Annotated in this window: 17 protein-coding genes; 9 read left to right on the plus strand and 8 right to left on the minus strand. The window is 44.0% G+C overall.

Annotated elements, in window-relative coordinates:
• Positions 1–57: 57 nt before the first annotated feature.
• Positions 58–711 (minus strand): oxygen-insensitive NAD(P)H nitroreductase, encoded by a 654-nt coding sequence (gene nfsB, locus L5M49_RS12300; RefSeq protein ID WP_263266164.1) that lies wholly within the window; start codon positions 709–711, stop codon positions 58–60.
• 162 nt (positions 712–873) lie between these two features.
• Here nfsB and L5M49_RS12305 point away from each other — a divergent pair, with 162 nt between their 5' ends.
• The 3 genes from L5M49_RS12305 (at position 874) to L5M49_RS12315 (ending at position 3,010) form a co-directional block, all read left to right on the plus strand.
• Positions 874–1,239, plus strand: a complete 366-nt coding sequence (locus L5M49_RS12305) for a glyoxalase superfamily protein (RefSeq protein WP_113939000.1) — start codon at positions 874–876, stop codon at positions 1,237–1,239.
• Positions 1,240–1,316: 77 nt separating this feature from the next.
• Positions 1,317–1,673, plus strand: a complete 357-nt coding sequence (locus L5M49_RS12310; protein WP_263266165.1) for a DUF6547 family protein — start codon at positions 1,317–1,319, stop codon at positions 1,671–1,673.
• Between the two features lie 599 nt (positions 1,674–2,272).
• Positions 2,273–3,010: a hypothetical protein gene (locus L5M49_RS12315; protein WP_131525580.1), complete on the plus strand. Its 738-nt coding sequence runs from the start codon at positions 2,273–2,275 to the stop codon at positions 3,008–3,010.
• A gap of 484 nt (positions 3,011–3,494) precedes the next feature.
• On the opposite strand, the gene L5M49_RS12320 is transcribed toward L5M49_RS12315, so the two are convergent.
• From L5M49_RS12320 to L5M49_RS12330, 3 genes are read right to left on the minus strand one after another with little or no spacing between them, the layout of a single operon-like run.
• A complete protein-coding gene (locus L5M49_RS12320; RefSeq protein WP_131525581.1) occupies positions 3,495–4,220 on the minus strand; it encodes an amino acid ABC transporter ATP-binding protein in 726 nt (241 codons plus the stop codon).
• Positions 4,213–4,893 (minus strand): amino acid ABC transporter permease, encoded by a 681-nt coding sequence (locus L5M49_RS12325; RefSeq protein ID WP_006085903.1) that lies wholly within the window; start codon positions 4,891–4,893, stop codon positions 4,213–4,215. Before L5M49_RS12325 ends, L5M49_RS12320 begins: the two co-directional genes overlap by 8 nt.
• Before the next feature lie 7 nt (positions 4,894–4,900).
• Positions 4,901–5,635 carry a basic amino acid ABC transporter substrate-binding protein gene (locus L5M49_RS12330; RefSeq protein ID WP_263266166.1) on the minus strand — a complete coding sequence of 245 codons (735 nt, stop codon included), beginning with the start codon at positions 5,633–5,635 and terminating at the stop codon, positions 4,901–4,903.
• 433 nt (positions 5,636–6,068) lie between these two features.
• On the opposite strand from L5M49_RS12330, the gene L5M49_RS12335 reads away from it, so the two are divergent.
• A complete protein-coding gene (locus L5M49_RS12335) occupies positions 6,069–6,887 on the plus strand; it encodes a hypothetical protein (RefSeq protein ID WP_263266167.1) in 819 nt (272 codons plus the stop codon).
• A gap of 8 nt (positions 6,888–6,895) precedes the next feature.
• Here the strand turns inward: L5M49_RS12335 and L5M49_RS12340 are convergent, their stop codons facing one another.
• Positions 6,896–7,786, minus strand: a complete 891-nt coding sequence (locus L5M49_RS12340; RefSeq protein ID WP_219251114.1) for a LysR family transcriptional regulator — start codon at positions 7,784–7,786, stop codon at positions 6,896–6,898.
• 122 nt (positions 7,787–7,908) lie between these two features.
• Between L5M49_RS12340 and L5M49_RS12345 the strand changes: the two genes are divergently transcribed.
• The 5 genes from L5M49_RS12345 to L5M49_RS12365 all read left to right on the plus strand — a co-directional run bounded on the left by L5M49_RS12345 (position 7,909) and on the right by L5M49_RS12365 (position 12,167).
• The gene (locus tag L5M49_RS12345; protein WP_028761649.1) at positions 7,909–8,343 is read left to right on the plus strand and encodes a CidA/LrgA family protein; all 435 of its coding nucleotides are present in this window, start codon (positions 7,909–7,911) and stop codon (positions 8,341–8,343) included.
• A 2-nt stretch (positions 8,344–8,345) separates the two neighbouring features.
• Positions 8,346–9,065, plus strand: a complete 720-nt coding sequence (locus L5M49_RS12350; RefSeq protein WP_028761650.1) for an LrgB family protein — start codon at positions 8,346–8,348, stop codon at positions 9,063–9,065.
• Between the two features lie 175 nt (positions 9,066–9,240).
• Positions 9,241–9,732, plus strand: coding sequence for a GNAT family N-acetyltransferase (locus L5M49_RS12355; protein ID WP_198571830.1), 492 nt, complete (start codon positions 9,241–9,243; stop codon positions 9,730–9,732).
• Positions 9,733–10,128: 396 nt separating this feature from the next.
• Entirely contained in the window at positions 10,129–11,097 is a 969-nt protein-coding gene (gene pbpG / locus L5M49_RS12360; protein WP_105251600.1) for a D-alanyl-D-alanine endopeptidase, read from the plus strand.
• Positions 11,098–11,261: 164 nt separating this feature from the next.
• Positions 11,262–12,167 (plus strand): hypothetical protein, encoded by a 906-nt coding sequence (locus L5M49_RS12365; protein ID WP_263183640.1) that lies wholly within the window; start codon positions 11,262–11,264, stop codon positions 12,165–12,167.
• A gap of 29 nt (positions 12,168–12,196) precedes the next feature.
• On the opposite strand, the gene L5M49_RS12370 is transcribed toward L5M49_RS12365, so the two are convergent.
• From L5M49_RS12370 to L5M49_RS12380, 3 genes are all read right to left on the minus strand, one after another.
• Positions 12,197–13,294 (minus strand): calcium:proton antiporter, encoded by a 1,098-nt coding sequence (locus L5M49_RS12370; protein WP_025008445.1) that lies wholly within the window; start codon positions 13,292–13,294, stop codon positions 12,197–12,199.
• A 143-nt stretch (positions 13,295–13,437) separates the two neighbouring features.
• Positions 13,438–15,750, minus strand: a complete 2,313-nt coding sequence (locus tag L5M49_RS12375) for a toxin-antitoxin system YwqK family antitoxin (protein WP_263183642.1) — start codon at positions 15,748–15,750, stop codon at positions 13,438–13,440.
• Between the two features lie 159 nt (positions 15,751–15,909).
• A complete protein-coding gene (locus L5M49_RS12380) occupies positions 15,910–17,640 on the minus strand; it encodes a toxin-antitoxin system YwqK family antitoxin (protein ID WP_263266168.1) in 1,731 nt (576 codons plus the stop codon).
• Positions 17,641–17,648 lie beyond the last annotated feature (8 nt).

Raw genomic sequence — 17,648 nt, forward strand, 5'->3', positions numbered from 1 at the left:
CCTTGTTTATATCACATAAAATCAAGGGCATGCTTATTTTTCACATAGAGTGAAGGACTAGATCTCGGTGAAGATCACTTCTTGATCTAAGCGAGACTTAGGCAATTTAGCGTTGAAATCATTTTCTGAGTGATAACCCAAGGCGACAACCACGCAGGCACATAGACCTTGCTCTCTTAAGCCTAGGACTTGATTCATTTTAGTGGCATCAAAACCTTCGATCGGACACGCATCAATATCTAATACACTTGCACCGAGCATTAAAGTGCCAAGTGCTAAGTAGACTTGTTTTTCCATCCAATGCTGGGCATCTTTCAGCTCAAATTTATGCATATTCGCGAAGAAAGAACGGCCATTATGTTGGCCTTGCTTGGCTTCTTCATTAGCAAAACGGCCATCCTTCGCTTCTTGCTCGAGCACTTGCAGTAAGTGTGCTTCATCTAATTGAGCACGAGCACAGAGTACGAGTACATGGGAAGCATCGAGAATTTTTTGGGTATTAAACGCATAGTTTTCGGTCGCTTGGGCAACTAACGCTTTACCTTCCGCCGTACTCGCTAACACAAAATGCCAAGGCTGTGAGTTAGTCGATGATGGGCTGTACTGCAATAAGGTTTTGATTTCTGCTATTTTATCCGCAGGAATCGTCTTAGCTGGATCAAAGGCCTTAGTGGTGTAGCGCTTTTTGGCGAAGAAACTTAAATCACTCATGTAACGGCTCCAAATCATTAAGGAATACAAATTCAATGGCAGCATTTTAAGCAGGTTTAAGTAAAAAACAATGTGATCAAGGCAGGTATTAGTTTCAAAAAAAATTTGAAACTGGGTGTTTATGCGCACTAGACAAAGCTTATGTGTGATGGAGTCGATGGCATGAAGTTTCAGACAATCCCAATTATGCGGATCTTTGATGAAGATAAAGCCAAAGAGTTTTACCTTGGCTTTCTGGGTATGGAATTAGATTGGGAACATCGCTTTGAGGATGGCTACCCGATTTATATACAAGTTTCACTTGGCAATTTTGTTTTGCACTTGAGTGAACATTCAGGCGACTGTACTCCTGGCTGTAAGATTTTTGTGAATGTGAGTGAACTTGATCAATTATTTGCTCATGTGACTTCTAAGCCATATAAATACAACAAACCTAGTATTGAAGATGCGCCTTGGGGCGATCGTTGCTTTACTGTAACAGATCCGTTTTCAAACAGGATTTTGTTTAATGAAGCAGCAGACACATAACAGAGTGAGGCATTCGAGGCCTGCGGCATTTACAAGTTTACGCGCATGGGCACTGCGTTATGCTTTCAGGAGAAAAAATGAGTTCAGTTGAATTGTGGAAATGCTTTGTTGACGAGTTTGCTCAGTTACATGATGGAGTATTTGAAAAATGGGTCTTGCAAGAAGGGAGCTATCCAAACAGGCAGGAAAATTCAGAAATAAATGAGTTCTTAACGTCACTAACTGTCCAGCAAAGAGTGATTCTCGTCAAGATGCTTATTAATGCTAGACGTGGTGGTATTCATGATGCCTTAGTACGACTTAATGACAGAATGGACTGCGAAAATGGTCAGTATTACGAAAACGGCATTGAGATGGAATTTCAGCCCTTTGGTTCCACCCTTTACTATGACTATGTTTGTCGCCGAGAAGGGGATAATTGGGAGCAAGAATAGGTATTATCGGAATATCTTGCTTCCAATGAACACCCTGCAAAGCTGAATTATTTCAGTTGCTTAACAAAGTCATCGTTGGTTGAAGGCAAACCAAAAGTGCATGATGTTGTTGGTTTAAAATGGATGGCTTGATTTATTATTCGCTAACGCGGATCCGCTTATACCCAACGTTATGTGTAAGGGAATCTTAATGATCGAAAGACCCAAAGTAATAAACCTCACAGAAGCCAGAACGATTCGCAAAGTCCATTGCGGAGAGTGTAACTGGGAGCAGGAAATAGCTGCTATCACTGAAGCTGAGATAAAATGTTGCCCTTGGTGCGGCTGGAGCGATCTGGAAATAAGTACTTTAAAAGCAGAAGGTGGCTTCCAAGAAATAGAATGTCAAAAGCACGGTAGAGTTACGGTTCTACTACCTAGCTGCAACATTGATCCACTAGACTTCATGAACAACTTATTTTGTCCATTCTGTGAGTAACACATAACAATGCAAACCAGCCTGATGGCTTTTTCGTTCCTTGTTTTGCTACGCTACCGCAAAACAATCCACTACAAAGCAGCTGTTTGTGGCTATGCGTGAAGAGAGATCGGATATATAAATGGAAAAAGCATTAATAGATATTAGGTATTACGCTAGCGACTCCCTATATGAGATAGGTAAGAGTCTACCTTCGAGTTGTTCTAGATTTTTCAAATTTCCTAAGCTGCTTCATTACTGGGGTGCTCGTATAGCCACAATACTTGGTGAAAATGGATTATCCCTCGGAGAATTCGATCACCTATATGTAAACTACACAAATGCTATTCCAGAAGGCACGATGGTTTTTTCCGATAGAACACCAGAAAAGTGGCTTAGGTATATAGACTGTGGTGTAAATTTTGAGAAATTAAAATCATTAAATGAGTCCGAACTTGAACAATTTGTAATTCGCAGTACCTTTGAGTGTCTTGAGCACCTTTGTAAGTTGAGCATAGAAAAAACCGAAAAAATCAAGCTTGCTTCAAACGAGGTGGAAAGATTTGGTTCTGCGGTCGAGCTTCCGGTTAAGGCAAAACATACTAAGTCATATTCGGTTTTGGTTTCATATAAATTGCGCCCAAATGGCGAAGCATCTCATGGGCTTGTAAAATACATTAACCACAAAACAGGTGCTACTTTCACTAAAAGGTTTGTTGATCTTAAGGGACCATCGGATATATTTCCTCTGGTCGGTACAATTTCAGTAAAAGATGGAAAAGTCCTGATCAAGCCGAGGGCATCATTTAAAGCTAGCCTTTACACAAATTCATATCAGATTCCAATGGAGATTGATTTAAGTGAAGCGGCAAGCGCATAGCAAGGCGCTCTGTGACAAACCTACGCTGCGCTTCGGTTTGTCCTAGAGCGCGGCGTTAATCCATAGAAAATTTAATCCGAAAATCATAGATTAGAGCAAGAATTCTAACCCATTTATATTTACTAGCTTTTTACGTATATATAGCAAACTGGTAGTTAAAATTGGCATTGGGGCACCAGTGACCGTTGGCGACATGGATGTCGCCGTCGAGCCTATAAGGACATATTCACGGCGTGTCGCTGGAGACACAATGACAATAAACTCCCTGAACAGATAAACGGCTATTTAGCTTTTGTTCAATACCTATTAATTCAAAGGCATAATTTTTATGGTGTTGTGAAAGATGATTGTATCCTGACTTGTCTAATTTAGTCTTTGTCATAAACGTTGAATGTTGGGATCCTAATTTGAATCCTTCGCTCACTGCACGTACTTATAAAGGTCATGACAGTGAGCGTGAGTGACAGGACTTAAGCCGCTTAAGCTAGCGTAATACTTTGCTTAAAAATGCTTGGGTACGGGCTTCTTTCGGGTGGCTAAATAGTTCATCGGGTGGGCTTGATTCGACTACATAACCGCCGTCCATAAAGATCACTCGATCGGATACATCGCGCGCAAAGCCCATTTCGTGGGTGACAATGACCATGGTCATGCCCTTTAGCGCTAAGTCTTTCATCACGTCTAATACATCCCCGACCATTTCGGGATCGAGTGCCGATGTTGGCTCATCGAACAGCATCAAGTCTGGTTCCATGGCCAATGCGCGGGCAATGGCGACCCTTTGCTTTTGGCCGCCCGATAAACTGGCTGGGTAGGCATTGGCTTTGTCACTTAAACCAACCTGTGCCAGTAGGTCGAGGGCTTTGGTCTCGGCCTGAGCTGGCGTCATCAGTTTTAGACTAATGGGCGCTAAGGTGATGTTTTGGATGACGGTTTTATGGGGGAACAGGTTAAAGTTTTGAAACACCATGCCCACTTTTTGCCGCAGTTTATCTACGCAGGCGTTTGGCGCTGTGATCAATTGACCTTCAATCTCGATATCGCCTTGGCTTGGCTGCTCTAACAGATTAATACAGCGCAAAAAGGTACTCTTGCCACTGCCGCTTGGACCGATCACGCTCACCACTTCGCCCTGATGAATATGCTCGCTAATACCCTTGAGCACTTGGTTATCGCCGAAGTTTTTATGTAGGTTGGTTATTTTAATCACTTTGTTTCAACCTCTTTTCAAATTTCGACAGCACAAACGTGAAGCTGTAGGTCAGGAATAGGTAAATAAGGGCGCAGGTAAATAAGGGCACACTGTCCTCGAAGGTACGGCTACGGATGATTTCACCGGCGCGCATAAGGTCAACACCACCGATAAAGCCAATGACGGCGGTTTCTTTGAGGAGCACGATAAATTCATTACCAAGTGCGGGCAGAATATTCTTAATCGCTTGGGGCAGAATAATCGACTTCATGGTCATTGCTTGGGACAAGCCAAGTGAACGGGCCGCTTCGGTTTGACCTTTATCAACGGCTTGAATCCCTGCGCGGATTATCTCAGAAATATACGCGCCGCTATTGAGACCAAAAGCGATAATGGCGGCAGTGATCTTATCGACATCTAAGGCAGAAAGCACGATGAAGTAAAGGATCACTAATTGCACAACTACTGGGGTGCCACGGATCACACCGACATAAAGATTGGCGGGGAAGCGGATATACCACTTAGACGACATCTTCATAAAGGTGGTGCCAATGCCTAACACTGCGCCTAATAACATGGCGAAGAAAGTGACGATTAAGGTCACTTTCAAACCATTTAATATCAGCAGTATGCCTATCATGCCATCTTCGCCAATCGGGCTAAACAGCGAGGTATTAATTGCGTCTATCATGCTGATATCACTTTATATGGGCAGAAACGAGCGTCTGATATTGGCCGTCGGCTTTCATGTTAGCCAGTGTTTTATTGATGCTCGCCAACAGTTCAGGCTGCTCTTTCGACACGGCGAAACCATAAAACTCAGCAGGAAAATCCAGTTTAATCATCTTTAATTCAGGATTTTTAGCCAGATAGTTAGCGGCAGGTTCGCTGTCGAATAACACTAAATCTACCTTGGCATTTTTAAGCTCCATAATGGCTTCGAAACCCGTATTAAAGGCGGTGATATTTTGGGTGTATTTTTTCGACATAATGTCAGCGGTTGTGCCTAACTGCACCGCAAAGTGTTTGCCTTTAATATCTTCAAGCGTATGAATACTATCGTTATCTTTGTTGACGAGTACGACTTGAGTCGCTTCGTAGTAAGGCTCAGAGAAGTTTACGTTTGCTTGACGTTCAGCGGTAATCGTCATACCTGAGGCGATAACATCAATCTTGCCTGAATTAAGCGCGACGATCAGTGAATCGAATTTCATGTTTTCGACTTTCAGCGTCTTGCCCGCATCTTTAGCGATTTGCTTGGCCAGATCGATATCAAAGCCTTTGATTTCATCGCCACTTTGGCCGCCAACATATTCAAAAGGAGGGAAGGCGGCATTAGTGCCAACGACTAACACGTCATCGCTTTTTCCGCATCCAGCTAACAACAAGGTGGCAGTTAAGGTCAGGCCGCCTAATAACATGGATTTTTTCATTTAAGACTCTCTTGTTCGATTTCACTATCAGTGTGGCGACTATAGGCAGATGAGCATTAAGTGTCAATAATTATGCTTTTAATTTGATTAAAAATTCATTTCTATTTTGCAGTTTTCAGTCGCAAGATTGAGGCCCGCTGCTTTCCTGTACAAATTTGTGTGTAAGTTGTTTTTTCTGGGTTGAATTATTGTGCTTTGGTCTATAACTATTGTTACTGTTAGGTTTTTGGCTATCTATACTTCTGTGGTGTTTATTAGCGGCTTCTCAATGAGAGTGTCATAATTTGAACTATCGCCTATTATTCTTTGATTAAATTGGCTAGTTTAGCCGCTCTTTAACGGCAACCTTAGTTGGTGTTATTCCTATTTTATGCAGTTTAATCCTCTGGCTGATTTGATTATCAAGCTAGAAACGATGTTTCAGGAGTTAAAAGTGAACTATCTCAACTCAGCATTAGTGTGTTTAGCCCTGTGCTTATCGGGTGCACTGCAGGCCGAAGAGCAAACTCAGTGGCATTACAGCTTAGGCAGCCATGATTTTGTGGTCGAGGATTCTCACACCTTAGGGGTGAATGCGAGTCTATTGTTAGAACATAAAACCCAAAGCGATATTTTGCTGACGGCGGCGCTGGATGCCTATATAGACGTAGATGTCGATAAACTCGACCCTGACCACATCCCTGTGTGGTTTAAGTCTGCCTATGCCGCGAGCGGTGAACTTTATCGTGTTAATCCCGCATTTTCATTCGGTTGGCAGTTCGATTTACAGGGAAAGCGTAATACCGTTAGCTCGGTTGAGAAACAAGCGAAGGTATTTCCTGGGCTGACAGCTAACTTTGACGGACAACAATTACAGGCCCAGTTCAAGACGGGTGCGGGTTATTATTATCTCGAAATCGATGATGATGTGCCTAGAACTCGAGGTTACGATCGTGGCGATTTTGGGAATGGTACGTTTGCTTATACCTTTATGGGAAGTGTAGGGGCTAATGTGACGCCTAAGCTACATATGCAAGTGGCCGCACAAACCTGGCAAGACGAGGATAAATGGTTAGAGAATCAATATCGCTTTGAGCTGAGTTACCAAACCGATTTTTGGCGGCCCAATAGCGTGTTAATGCTGAGCGCCGAGCATACTAAATACAATTTAGACCACTATGCTAAAGTCGATGTTAACTCGGCTGAGTATTTGCCTATTCTGCCATGGGATAGTGATACGCTAGTGCGTTTAAGCTTAGTGGTTCCTTGGTAAGAATAGGGTTATTTATGGGTTAAGTGCTTCTCGACTAAGGCGATCATGGCTTGAGCCGCGAAGGATAAGACTTGGTCTTTGCGCCAAAAGAGGGATAACTCCCAGCGCAGCTCGTCACTCGCCAGCGGGATATTTACGACGCCGGGTACGCTGTAGCGCCGCGCGATGGAGCGCGGTAATACCATAACCCCTGTGCCCGCGGCGACTAAGGCAATACCGAAATCGGCTTGGCTAACGCGGGTAATGTTTTTAGGGACAAATCCTGCCTGTCGGCAGGCATTGAGCACTAATTGATAGAGAGTGTATTCGGTTTCGAACATCACCTGAGGGTCGGCACTAAGATCACTAAACGATAATATCTGTCGGGTGGATAACGGATTTTCCTTAGGCAGTACCACTACCATAGGATCGCTAAACACGCGTATGCCGTCATAGCCCTCATCAAAATCAATAATCCCAGTGGCCAGTTCAATTTCGCCCTTTTGGATTGCCGCGGTTTGCTCTACACCGCCACGGACGAGTAAGTGCATCTCTATCTGCGGATATTGCTGGCGATATTTGGCAATAATTGGGGCAAAAATTTCGGCACTACCTAGAGGAGCCAATCCGAGATTGAGTTCGCCCGCGGTTAAGCTGCGTTGGGCCGTGAGTTCAGCGAGCATGCGTTGTCGGCCAGCGAGTAACTCTTTGCCATGTCGATAAACAACTTCGCCCGCGGGCGTGAGTTTGACTTGGGTGCCGCGTTTACCGCGTTCGAGTAAGATGAGGTCTAGCTCCTCTTCCAATTGGCGTACGGCCTTTGATAGTGCGGGTTGGGTGAGATGGACTTTTTCGCTGGCTTTACCGAAGCCTCCAGCATCGACGATTTCGATAAAATAGCGGATAACTTTGAGGTCCATTAAGGTTCACCTTTAAATGTATTCTTAAAATTCATGCATTACATTCTTAATATTCATTTTTTTTATCAAATAGGCAAGCCTAGAATAGCCCTATAGAAAACTTTGTTCTAACCGAGAAAATCATGTCATTCCCACAAGCCGCAATACGTCAGTGTCGACATTGGGCTTTGTTATTAAGCCAAATCGGCCTCTTCTGTTTACTGTCCTTCGCATGTCACTGGTTCGCCACTTGGGCACATTCTCCTATTCCAGGGAGTGTGATTGGCTTAGGCATACTCTTATTTTTATTAGGTTTTAAACTCATTCCTGAAAATGCAGTACAACTGGGTGCCGCTTGGTTGATTGGTGAGTTATTGCTGTTTTTCATCCCGCCAGTGATATCCGTTATTAAGTACGAAGGTTTGTTTGAGCAATACGGCACCAATATATTGTTCACTTTAGTGATGGGCAGTGTGTGTGTGATGTTTGGTACAGGCTTTGTGGTCGATAGAGTGTTTCGTTTTGAGCGCCAACTGAACATCAAAAAGCAAGCCCGTCGCCACGCTAAGGCGGCTTAATGATGACAGACTCAAAAGTGGTGGATTTTGTGTTGTCGCAGACCGGATTAGCCTTATTCAGCTTATTGCTGACAATATTCTGTTACTTCGGTGCCAAGCGTCTCTATAAGTACCATAGAGTCTGGTGGTTAGCGCCCATAGTGTTAGCGCCAATAGTGATTACCTTATTGGTGTTTAATCTTAAGATCCCGCTGCCAACCTATTTTGAATACACCCATTGGTTGATGGCCATGTTAGCGCCCGCGACTATCGCCTTTGCTTTGCCGATTTATCGTGAGCGTAACTTGATCCGCCAGTATCCGCTGACGATAGGGTTAGGTGTAACGGCCGGATTGTTTCTGGGGATGATGTCTTCTTGGCTGCTGGTGAAGTTTGTGCCTCTGCCGGTGGAGTTGTCTAAGAGTTTGCTGGTACGTTCGGTGTCGACGCCCTTCGCGATGGAGGCGACCAGTGCCTTTGGCGGCGTGCCTGAGTTGACGGCTATGATGGTGTTAATTACAGGCGTTATTGGCATCTTGGTGTGCGATCCCTTATTTAAATTTATGCGTATTCGTACTTCGTTAGGTAAAGGTGTTGCTCTAGGGGCATCTGCCCATGGTGCTGGCGCCGCAAAAGCCAATGAAATCGGCAAGCAAGAGGGCGTTATCGCCAGTTTGACTATGATTTTTATTGGTATCGCTATGGTATTAGGCGCACCCGTTTTTGCATTGATTTTTATCTAGGCTTTGAATGCTATCGTGTGAGTTTTATGGCTTGAATTTACACAACTCAATTTCGGCAAATTTGCCTCTTCGAGCGCTAACTCCTTCTCGGTTATGCGCTTTTTTTTTGAGCTTACCTTCATAAAATGTGGCATGCTGTACCAAGTTGAAATACATAGTATTAATGGTGATACCTATGTCTAGTAAGTCAGACAAACAACCAAACACGCAATACAGCGTGAGTTTACGCCCGATTATTGAAAGTGATCTTGAAGCTATTTTTGTGCATCAAAGCGATCCCATTGCTAACCAGCTTGCTCAATTTCCTCCTCGGGATCGAGAAGCATTTTTTAAACATTGGCATCAAAATATTCTGGGACAAGTAAATGTATTGCCAAGGGCGATAGTGGTCGATGGCAAGTTTGTGGGCAATATTGGGCATTGGCAAAGTGATGGACAAGCGCTTATAGGGTATTGGATTGACCGTGAATATTGGGGCAAAGGTATCGCGACACAGACCTTAGCGCAATTTTTGCCTTTAGTCAGTTTAAGACCCCTCTTTGCCCATGTGGCTAAACATAATTTAGCTTCACAGCGAGTGCTGCTCAGACACGGCTTTGTGCTGACAGACCAACTGATACAAGAGTGTGAAGATACTGAAGCTTTACTCGAATTTGTCTTACGCTAGCGGATAAGATGCTATAACGCGACATTTTAGGGCGTATGTTAACGCTTTCATTCGCCTAAAATGACGTATTTAGATGCTTGAAACCACTGTTGTACAGGGACTTTTGTTAAAAGTGCAAAAAGTCGCCCATTATTTTCATTTTAAATTATTCTACTGAAAAAAGCCTTTTTCTAAGATTTTGTCTCTACTGTAATTGAAAAGCCTAGATCTAGATGCTTTATTGCTCTGAATTGGTGACAGGTTAAGCTGGTTTTATATAAAAAAATTGAGAAGAAAGTGCTGATCTTACTGATAAAAGTCTAATTGCATTCTATTTCTTTCACTGTAGAACTCCTATACTTAGCCAAAACCTGTGCCATAGCACAATCGATCCCTTATCTATTCAGTGAAATCTATATGAAGATCCGTTTTCTGCTCAGTAGTTTTATTCTTGCGTGCAGCAGTCTCACCGTTGCCACGACAGCGCATTCAGCCGATTCGGCCTCTGTCGCATATAAAAGCACCAAAACTCAATCGACAGCAAAAACGAAGCAAGCACCATTAAAGCAAGAAATTGCAGGACGTAGTGCGATAGTCGTGGACTTAAAAACCAATGAAGTGCTTTATTCCAATAATCCTAATGCAGTAATGTCAATTGCATCTGTCACTAAGTTGATGACAGCTATGGTGGTACTGGATGCAAAGTTACCTATGGAGCAAAAGCTTGCGGTAAACATCCGTGATACCAAAGAAATGAAAGGTGTTTATTCTCGAGTTCGTATCGGCAGTGAAATCAGCCGTAAAGAAATGTTATTGCTGACCTTAATGTCATCAGAAAACCGTGCAGCTGCAAGTCTTGCACATCATTATCCCGGTGGTCATAAAGCTTTTATTAAGGCGATGAATGCCAAAGCAAAAGCGCTGGGAATGAAAAATACCCGCTATGTTGAACCTACAGGTTTATCCTATAAAAACGTTTCGAGTGCCAGTGATCTGATTGTCTTACTCAAGGCCAGTGAAAAGTATCCTATGCTAGGCCAGCTGAGTTCGACCGAGAAGAAGACGGTTACCTTTGCCAACCCAAGATACAGTTTAGATTTTCGTAATACCAATCGTTTGGTTTATAAAGATAACTGGGATATTCATCTAACCAAAACAGGCTTTACGAATGCTGCGGGGCACTGCCTTGTGATGCGTACTGAAATGGCAAAACGCCAAGTGGCATTTGTCGTGCTCGATGCCTACGGCAAATATACTCATATTGCGGATGCTAACCGTTTACGTAACTGGCTAGAGACTGGCAAAGTCACTCCTATTCCTGCTGAAGCTAAGCAATATAAGAAACAACGTAGCCAGCAGCAATTAGCTAAGTTGAGTGAGACCTAGTTTCTCGGTTGCAGCTTTATAAAAGTACAAACACAAAGGCCAGATGAGCAATCAATCTGGCTTTTATGTTTTAACGCTTTGAGTTTCTACTCAATTTTGGTAAATTTATGATGGATTTGAGCGTACCATAGTCGTTATTTTATGTTCTCAAGGATGACATTCGTGTGGATGTATTTTTAAAAAAAATTCAACTTATCTATTTTCCCTTCTTATTTCTCAGCCTGTTATTTGTTTCTGGTTACAGTTTTGTCCATTGGCTGTTGTTGGTTAACCTTGAGTTTTTTAGCCTAGATGAAGATATCGTTAATTTGTGGCTGCCGCAGATACTGTCTTGGGTATTGTCGATCATTTATATCCGGCCTAGGCTAAAACGACTCAAGTTTGTTAAAGATAATTCGCGTTTTTTCTATTTATTGATCGCGGTGCAATTAATGGCTGTTCCTTGCATCGTTGCGCAGGAATATCTCAAGACGACCACGGGGAAGTTAACGCAATTAGCATCGATACAAGAATTGTATCTCCATAAAAATACTCAGTATTATCAGTTGCAGCAATCTTATATTGATAAGACGCAAATTGGTTTGCAGCGAAGACTAGAGGTTACAGGTAAACATAGTAGTCACTTAAATATGGCGCTGTATATCGCTATGCCGATTTTTGCAGAGCGTGCAGACAGTTGGCATGCTAAGGCCCTCGCTTGGTATGGTAAAGTTTATCAGCAGGAGATCAGTAATCGACTTGAACCCAATGAGAAAGAAGCGCAATTCAAAGCATTTGTGGCTAAATCCCTAAATGAGTTCAATGAGTTGGACCCCCAGAGTTTTGTTTACCTTGAACGATTAGCCCCATCCTCACTTCGTTCAGAGTTGCTCAGCGCCGCACAAAAAAGTCCGCTTTATCAAGCTGAACATCAAACGATTTTTATGCCCAAATTTGAACCATTTGAGGCTCGTAATGGCCATAAGTTAGTGTGGATTTTTATCTGGTTTGTTGTTGGCGCTTTAGTTTGGTTTGTACTCTTACTGCGGGTCAATCTGGATGAGAAAAGCGTAAAGCCGAGACGCAAATAAATCACGCTCGGCCTTGGATTTAATAAAGTTTAGGCATGTTCAAACATTAAGAACAAGTAAACGATAAACAAGACTATATGAGTCGCGCCGTGCAGTGCATTGGTGCGACCGCTGCTAAAGCTTACCTTACAGACCATTAAACTGGTGATTAACAGCACCATGTCGGCGGGTGACAGGCCTAAATGGACTTCTTGATCTATCACGCTGCCAATAATTAATACCGCGGGGACTGTGAGTGCAATCGTCGCGAGTACTGAACCAAAATACAGATTCATCGCCCGCTGTAATTGATTGTTTAACGCGGCCTTAAAGCCTCCCACAGCTTCGGGAGATAAAATCAAGCAGGCCACAATAAAGCCCCCTAATGCCTGTGGAGCGCCTAGGGTTGCTACGCTGTAATTGATGGGCATAGCTAAGGTTTTTGCCAGCAAAATGACCACGAGTAAGTAGCCAATTAATAGAATGGTATGGTAAGCATTACTGCGTAGTATGCCGTGGTGTTCCTCATGGTCTTCATGATCGGCATCGACAAAGAAATGGCTGTGGCTCTTCGTTTGTACCACTAAAAAGACGCCATAGAGCAGAATCGAAATAATGATCAGCATCCAAGACATGGCTTTAGACATGCCGCCAATAGTGCCACCTTCGGTAAAATTGGGCAGTACTAAACAGAGTAGGGCGAGGGGAATAATCGCCACGAGATAGGATTTTACGCCATCTAAATTGAAATGCTGGGTATGGTAACGCCAGCCGCCAAGTAATAATGTAAAGCCCACTAAGCCATTGATGATCAACATGACTACGGCGAACATAGTGTCGCGCGCCATGACAGGGTTAGGTTCTCCGGTCAGCATCACGGAGGAGATCATCACCACTTCGAGTGAAATGACCGATAAAGTTAAGATTAAGGTGCCATAGGGATCGCCAAGCTTAATCGCTAGTGCATCTGAGTGGCGTACCACAGAGAAAATAGCCCAAGTCACTACACCCAATAGGGCGAGTGAAACGGGAATATAGGTCGAGAGGGCGGTGCCATCGGCGAGTAAGCTATCGCCACCGGTTTTAAAGAATACTAAGGTCAGTATTCCCAGTAGCAGGGCTAACTCGTCTTTCATAAATGTCTTCATAGGCAATTTGTCCTAAACGAAAAAAAAGGCCGTTAGTATAGACACTGGTTATGGCACACTTTGCATGAAACTTCCTTTAGATTTGGAGTTAAGGATAAATGTTTGAACTAGATCGCTTTTTAATCTAAAACCCCATTTTTAAGCTAGCCATGGTGTTCTGTTTTAATCAGCTTACCGAGTTGATCATAATGATTCCAATCACCTGATTCTCGATCGCTGAGATAACTGCCTTCAGTGCGTTTTTCACCATTAGGCCAAAAACTTTGCCATAGGCCTTCCCTGCGATCCCTAAGATAAGTGCCTTGTTCGGCTAACTTGCCATTGTTGTGGTAATAGCTGGCATCGCCTTCTTTTTGGCCTTTCACCCAAGTTTCAACGAGTTCTGGCTTACCGTTCTGGTGATATTGTTTAACTTGACCATCAAGCGAACCCTTAGCATAAATTGCCTCTAATTTGAGTTGGCCGTTACTGTAATATTCTTTTGTTTGGCCATGGCTTTGACCATCTAAAAACTCAGTGCTAGCAGCTTGCATCCCGTCCTCAAACCAGCTTTCCCACAGTCCAGTTTGATTACCTTTATCCATAGCCCCGCTGAGTTTTAGCTGGCCATTGTTGGGATAGTACTCGGCATACGGGCCTGTTTTGTCATTTTTATCATAGGTTTCTGAGCGGTAAACCACTTGCTTAACGCTGTAAAACTCCCTAATTCCGTGGCGCTTGTTTTTCTGCCAATGGCTTTTTTGCTGGATATTCCCCTCGGGGATTGTGCCATAGGTAGGGTCTTTTTCTTCGTAGCGATAATCCGTCCATAGACCGGTTTTTTGGTCGTCCAGATACTCCCCTGTCACACGGCGGCGTCCGTGGTAATACTCTGCATAGTTACCATTAAGTTTGCCATTGGCGAGGGTTTGCTCCCGTTGTTTCAGGCCTTCGCTGTACTGTATCCATAGGCCTTCTTTATTGCCGTTTTGATATGTGCCTTCTTCATTGGGATCACCATTGGCATACCAGCGGGCGAAATGGCCATCAAGAGGGTAACGACTGGCGTTGTCTTTTTTATCCCGTGCGTAGTGAGATACTTCCCGAGGTTTACCGTTATCGTAAAATGACTCATATTTTCCGACCCATTGGCCATCGATACGTTCGCCGCGCTCACTCACTGTGCCGTCGTCAAAATAGGTTTCTGATTTTCCTGTTGGTTTACCTTCAACGTATTGATCTAGCGTCCGCAGTTTGCCATTGTTGTGGTAACGGCGTGATTCACCGTGACGCTGCCCTTGTCGCCATTGCTCGGAGGATTGCAGCTTGCCAGCGTGATAGCGCTCAAATTGGCCATCCTTAATTCCCATATCGTAGTGGCTTTTTTCGAGCAAATTACCTTCGGTGTCATAACGCTCCGATGGTCCATGAAGCGGATATTGGCCATTGTCAGCCTGCTTTGAGTCTTGGTAGTTACGTAATTCTTTAAGTTGGCCGTTGTTGTGGAAATATTTTTGCGTACCGGCGAGTTGATCCTGTTTATAGTTGAGAGCACTGGTGAGAATGCCCTCGGCATTAAAATATTGCTGTGGCCCGTCTAATGCACCATTAACATACTGTTCTTCAACTTGTAATTTACCTGCATCATTAAATTGCTGGCATTTCCCTTGGCGTTGCCCAGCGCTATATTGGCAGCGGCTGGCGAGTTCACCATTGGGGTAAAATGTCCGTTCTTCACCCTCGAGCAGATTGAGATTAAACTGGCTGTTGCTTGATTTAGTCCCGTCATCGAAAAAGGTTTCCCATGCTCCTTGGCGACGGCCTTCTGCATCGAAGCGGCCCGTCACTGTGGCTTGTCCATTGGGATTTTGTTCTAAATAAGAACCTGAGAGTTGGTTGTTCGCATAGCTCTGGCTTTGGGACAAGGTACCGTTTTCATAGAAACTTTCCCATTTCCCGTGGCGCAGGTTATCGAGGTAACTTTCTTGGGCTTGCAGTTTGCCACTGGCATAGAAACGTTTTACTTGCTCCTTTTTACCGTCTTTATAGCGCGTCGTTTGGCTGAGATGGCCGCTGCTGTTGTATTCCTTCCATTCGCCCGTGGGCACGCCTTTGGCAAATTGCTGTTCCTCAGTAACGGCGCCGCTCAAATCGAACATATGCCAAGTGCCATCTTGATAACCCTGCTGATAGTTTCCTTCGACTAGCTTGCTGTTATTGGTATGAAATACTTGCCATTTACCATTAGGGATCCCCTCGGAAAACTGCCCTAAGGTATAGCCTTGGTTATCGCGCACTATGGCGATATCGCCATTTAAGGGCATGCCAGTGGCGAGATTGTAATAGCTGGGAATTCCGTCCTGTTGGCGGATTTCGACCATCATGGAGGAGAGATTTTGCGCTGCTTGTACATGGACACTGGTTAAGCTGGCTCCCGCAATCGCGAGGCTGATAAAGCGAAATGGCGTATTGAACATGCTGATTCCTTGCTCTGTTCGGGGTCTTAAGGCCGCGCGGTTTGCAGCCTATACAAGAATCCTAATTTTTTGCTGTTGAGTTTATTTATCGGGCTGTGCACTTATATACAGTGCACAGCGCCAAGGGTTAAGTTAATCGATTAAGCGAATATGCTTAGGCTAAAAAATAGGGAAAACATGGTCCGAGGTAATCACCGGCGGCGGTATTTCCCGATTTAAAAACTCGCCATGATGGAAGCTATTGATCACTTCTATCCAGCCATTATCCCTAAATTCGTATTGTTTACCATGAAGCCTGCCCTGCTCGTCATAATTCGCTATTTCAAGCACATAGTCTTCGGTATTACGCAGTTCCCAGTGGCCGACTTGTTTACCTTGGTCGAAGCGTCCGTACCAATAGTGTCTCTCAGGATTTGGCCTTGGGTTAAAACCGAACTCGCCATGGGTGTACACCCAATCGCCATCCTGTTGACCATTGCGGTACTCGCCCTTTTCATACAATTGGCCGTTCGTGGCGTAACGTTGCACTAATCCATCGGGGTTGCCATGGTTAAAATTTATTAATTCAAGCAGTTGCCCTGAACTTGTCTCATTACGGAATTCACCATCGAGCTCGCCTTGGGCATCATAGCTAAAGGTGAGGGTGGCATCTTCTTGTTGTTTCTTCCAAGCGCCAACGGGCTTGTCGTTGGCATATTGGCCGCGCTCGGCCACCCACTGTTCCCCTGTCTCATGGTTAATTTTCAGCATTTCGTAGGGGCCTTCGCGCTTGCCCTCTTTAAAATATTCCCGGGTAATGACTTTTAAGGTTTGAGTTCGGTTTAAGGTTTGCAGATATAAACCTGTCAATTGGTTATCGATATGCTCGCTGCGGCTGATTAACTCACCTTGCTCAAATGTTTCGCTGAGGACCCATTTTTTAAGCTTGTCTTCTTCTATGTTAGAGGTAAGTTGACCGTCATTAAAGCGTTGATGCTTACGGTAAACCCAGTTGTTGTCTTGGTGTTTTTCTTCGATTGAACTGAGCATTTCGCCCTTTTCATTGTATTTAACCGCTAACTTCACATTCCATGGCGCCTCTATGATTTCCTTTTGGGCTATCTGGCCATTTTTAAAGTAATCCAGTTGTTCACCGACTTTATAATCATTGTGGTAGCGGTAGTGGCGCTTTACCTTGCCATCGTCGAAATATTCGAAGTAATCCCCGTGTTTCTTACCTTTGACATAAGCTTGGGTCGAAATGATTTTACCAAAGCCCCAATTGGTCTCGTCGCCATGTGTAAGCCCATCCACCATAGGGATTTCGACGTGTAAGTTGCCATTGTCATAGTACTGGGTAACACAAGTACCACTATTACAGACTTTGCCCCTAAGCTTGCCCTCGCTATCAAAAAGCTCGCTTATACCGACCTCTTTGCCATCTTTATAGGTCGTTTTGTACCGGATCTTCCCACCTTCCCAGTAACCCGTTTCAAGGCCTTGTTTAACGCCATTTTCATAGTGCGATTCAACATACAATTGACCCGTGGCGATATATTTTTTGAGCAGGCCATGAAGTTGACCTTGCTCGTTGCGAAAGCCTTGTTCGTAGGGCTTGCCATCCTCAAAGTAGCATTGATAAGCTCCGCGGAATTGTTCGCTTGTGAGGGTTTTGCCAATTTTGTTATCGGCGAGGGCACTGGCGCAGAAAAGCATATCTTTGTTTTTGTAATAAACCTCAGCCTTATAATGGCCGTCGATCACTTCGGTCGATTGTTTTAGATAGTATTGAGCCTGTTTTTCATCTTTGACAACCTTCCAATGGGCATCGAGTAACACCTTTTGTGCATTGGCATGGGTGCTGATAAGTACGAATGCTCCAAGGAGCAGTTTTAATATAAATAGACGCATAACTGCTC

Source organism: Shewanella sp. SM74 (assembly GCF_025653725.1).
Classification (GTDB): Bacteria; Pseudomonadota; Gammaproteobacteria; order Enterobacterales; family Shewanellaceae; genus Shewanella; species Shewanella oncorhynchi.

Coding starts and splice junctions, on each gene's coding strand:
- L5M49_RS12310 (WP_263266165.1), top strand. CDS start 1,317: ATGAGTTCAGTTGAATTGTGGAAATGCTTTGTTGACGAGTTTGCTCAG.
- nfsB (WP_263266164.1), bottom strand. CDS start 711: ATGAGTGATTTAAGTTTCTTCGCCAAAAAGCGCTACACCACTAAGGCC.
- L5M49_RS12325 (WP_006085903.1), bottom strand. CDS start 4,893: ATGATAGACGCAATTAATACCTCGCTGTTTAGCCCGATTGGCGAAGAT.
- L5M49_RS12340 (WP_219251114.1), bottom strand. CDS start 7,786: ATGGACCTCAAAGTTATCCGCTATTTTATCGAAATCGTCGATGCTGGA.
- L5M49_RS12370 (WP_025008445.1), bottom strand. CDS start 13,294: ATGAAGACATTTATGAAAGACGAGTTAGCCCTGCTACTGGGAATACTG.
- L5M49_RS12355 (WP_198571830.1), top strand. CDS start 9,241: ATGTCTAGTAAGTCAGACAAACAACCAAACACGCAATACAGCGTGAGT.
- L5M49_RS12345 (WP_028761649.1), top strand. CDS start 7,909: ATGTCATTCCCACAAGCCGCAATACGTCAGTGTCGACATTGGGCTTTG.
- L5M49_RS12375 (WP_263183642.1), bottom strand. CDS start 15,750: ATGTTCAATACGCCATTTCGCTTTATCAGCCTCGCGATTGCGGGAGCC.
- L5M49_RS12315 (WP_131525580.1), top strand. CDS start 2,273: ATGGAAAAAGCATTAATAGATATTAGGTATTACGCTAGCGACTCCCTA.
- L5M49_RS12350 (WP_028761650.1), top strand. CDS start 8,346: ATGACAGACTCAAAAGTGGTGGATTTTGTGTTGTCGCAGACCGGATTA.
- L5M49_RS12330 (WP_263266166.1), bottom strand. CDS start 5,635: ATGAAAAAATCCATGTTATTAGGCGGCCTGACCTTAACTGCCACCTTG.
- pbpG (WP_105251600.1), top strand. CDS start 10,129: ATGAAGATCCGTTTTCTGCTCAGTAGTTTTATTCTTGCGTGCAGCAGT.
- L5M49_RS12305 (WP_113939000.1), top strand. CDS start 874: ATGAAGTTTCAGACAATCCCAATTATGCGGATCTTTGATGAAGATAAA.
- L5M49_RS12380 (WP_263266168.1), bottom strand. CDS start 17,640: ATGCGTCTATTTATATTAAAACTGCTCCTTGGAGCATTCGTACTTATC.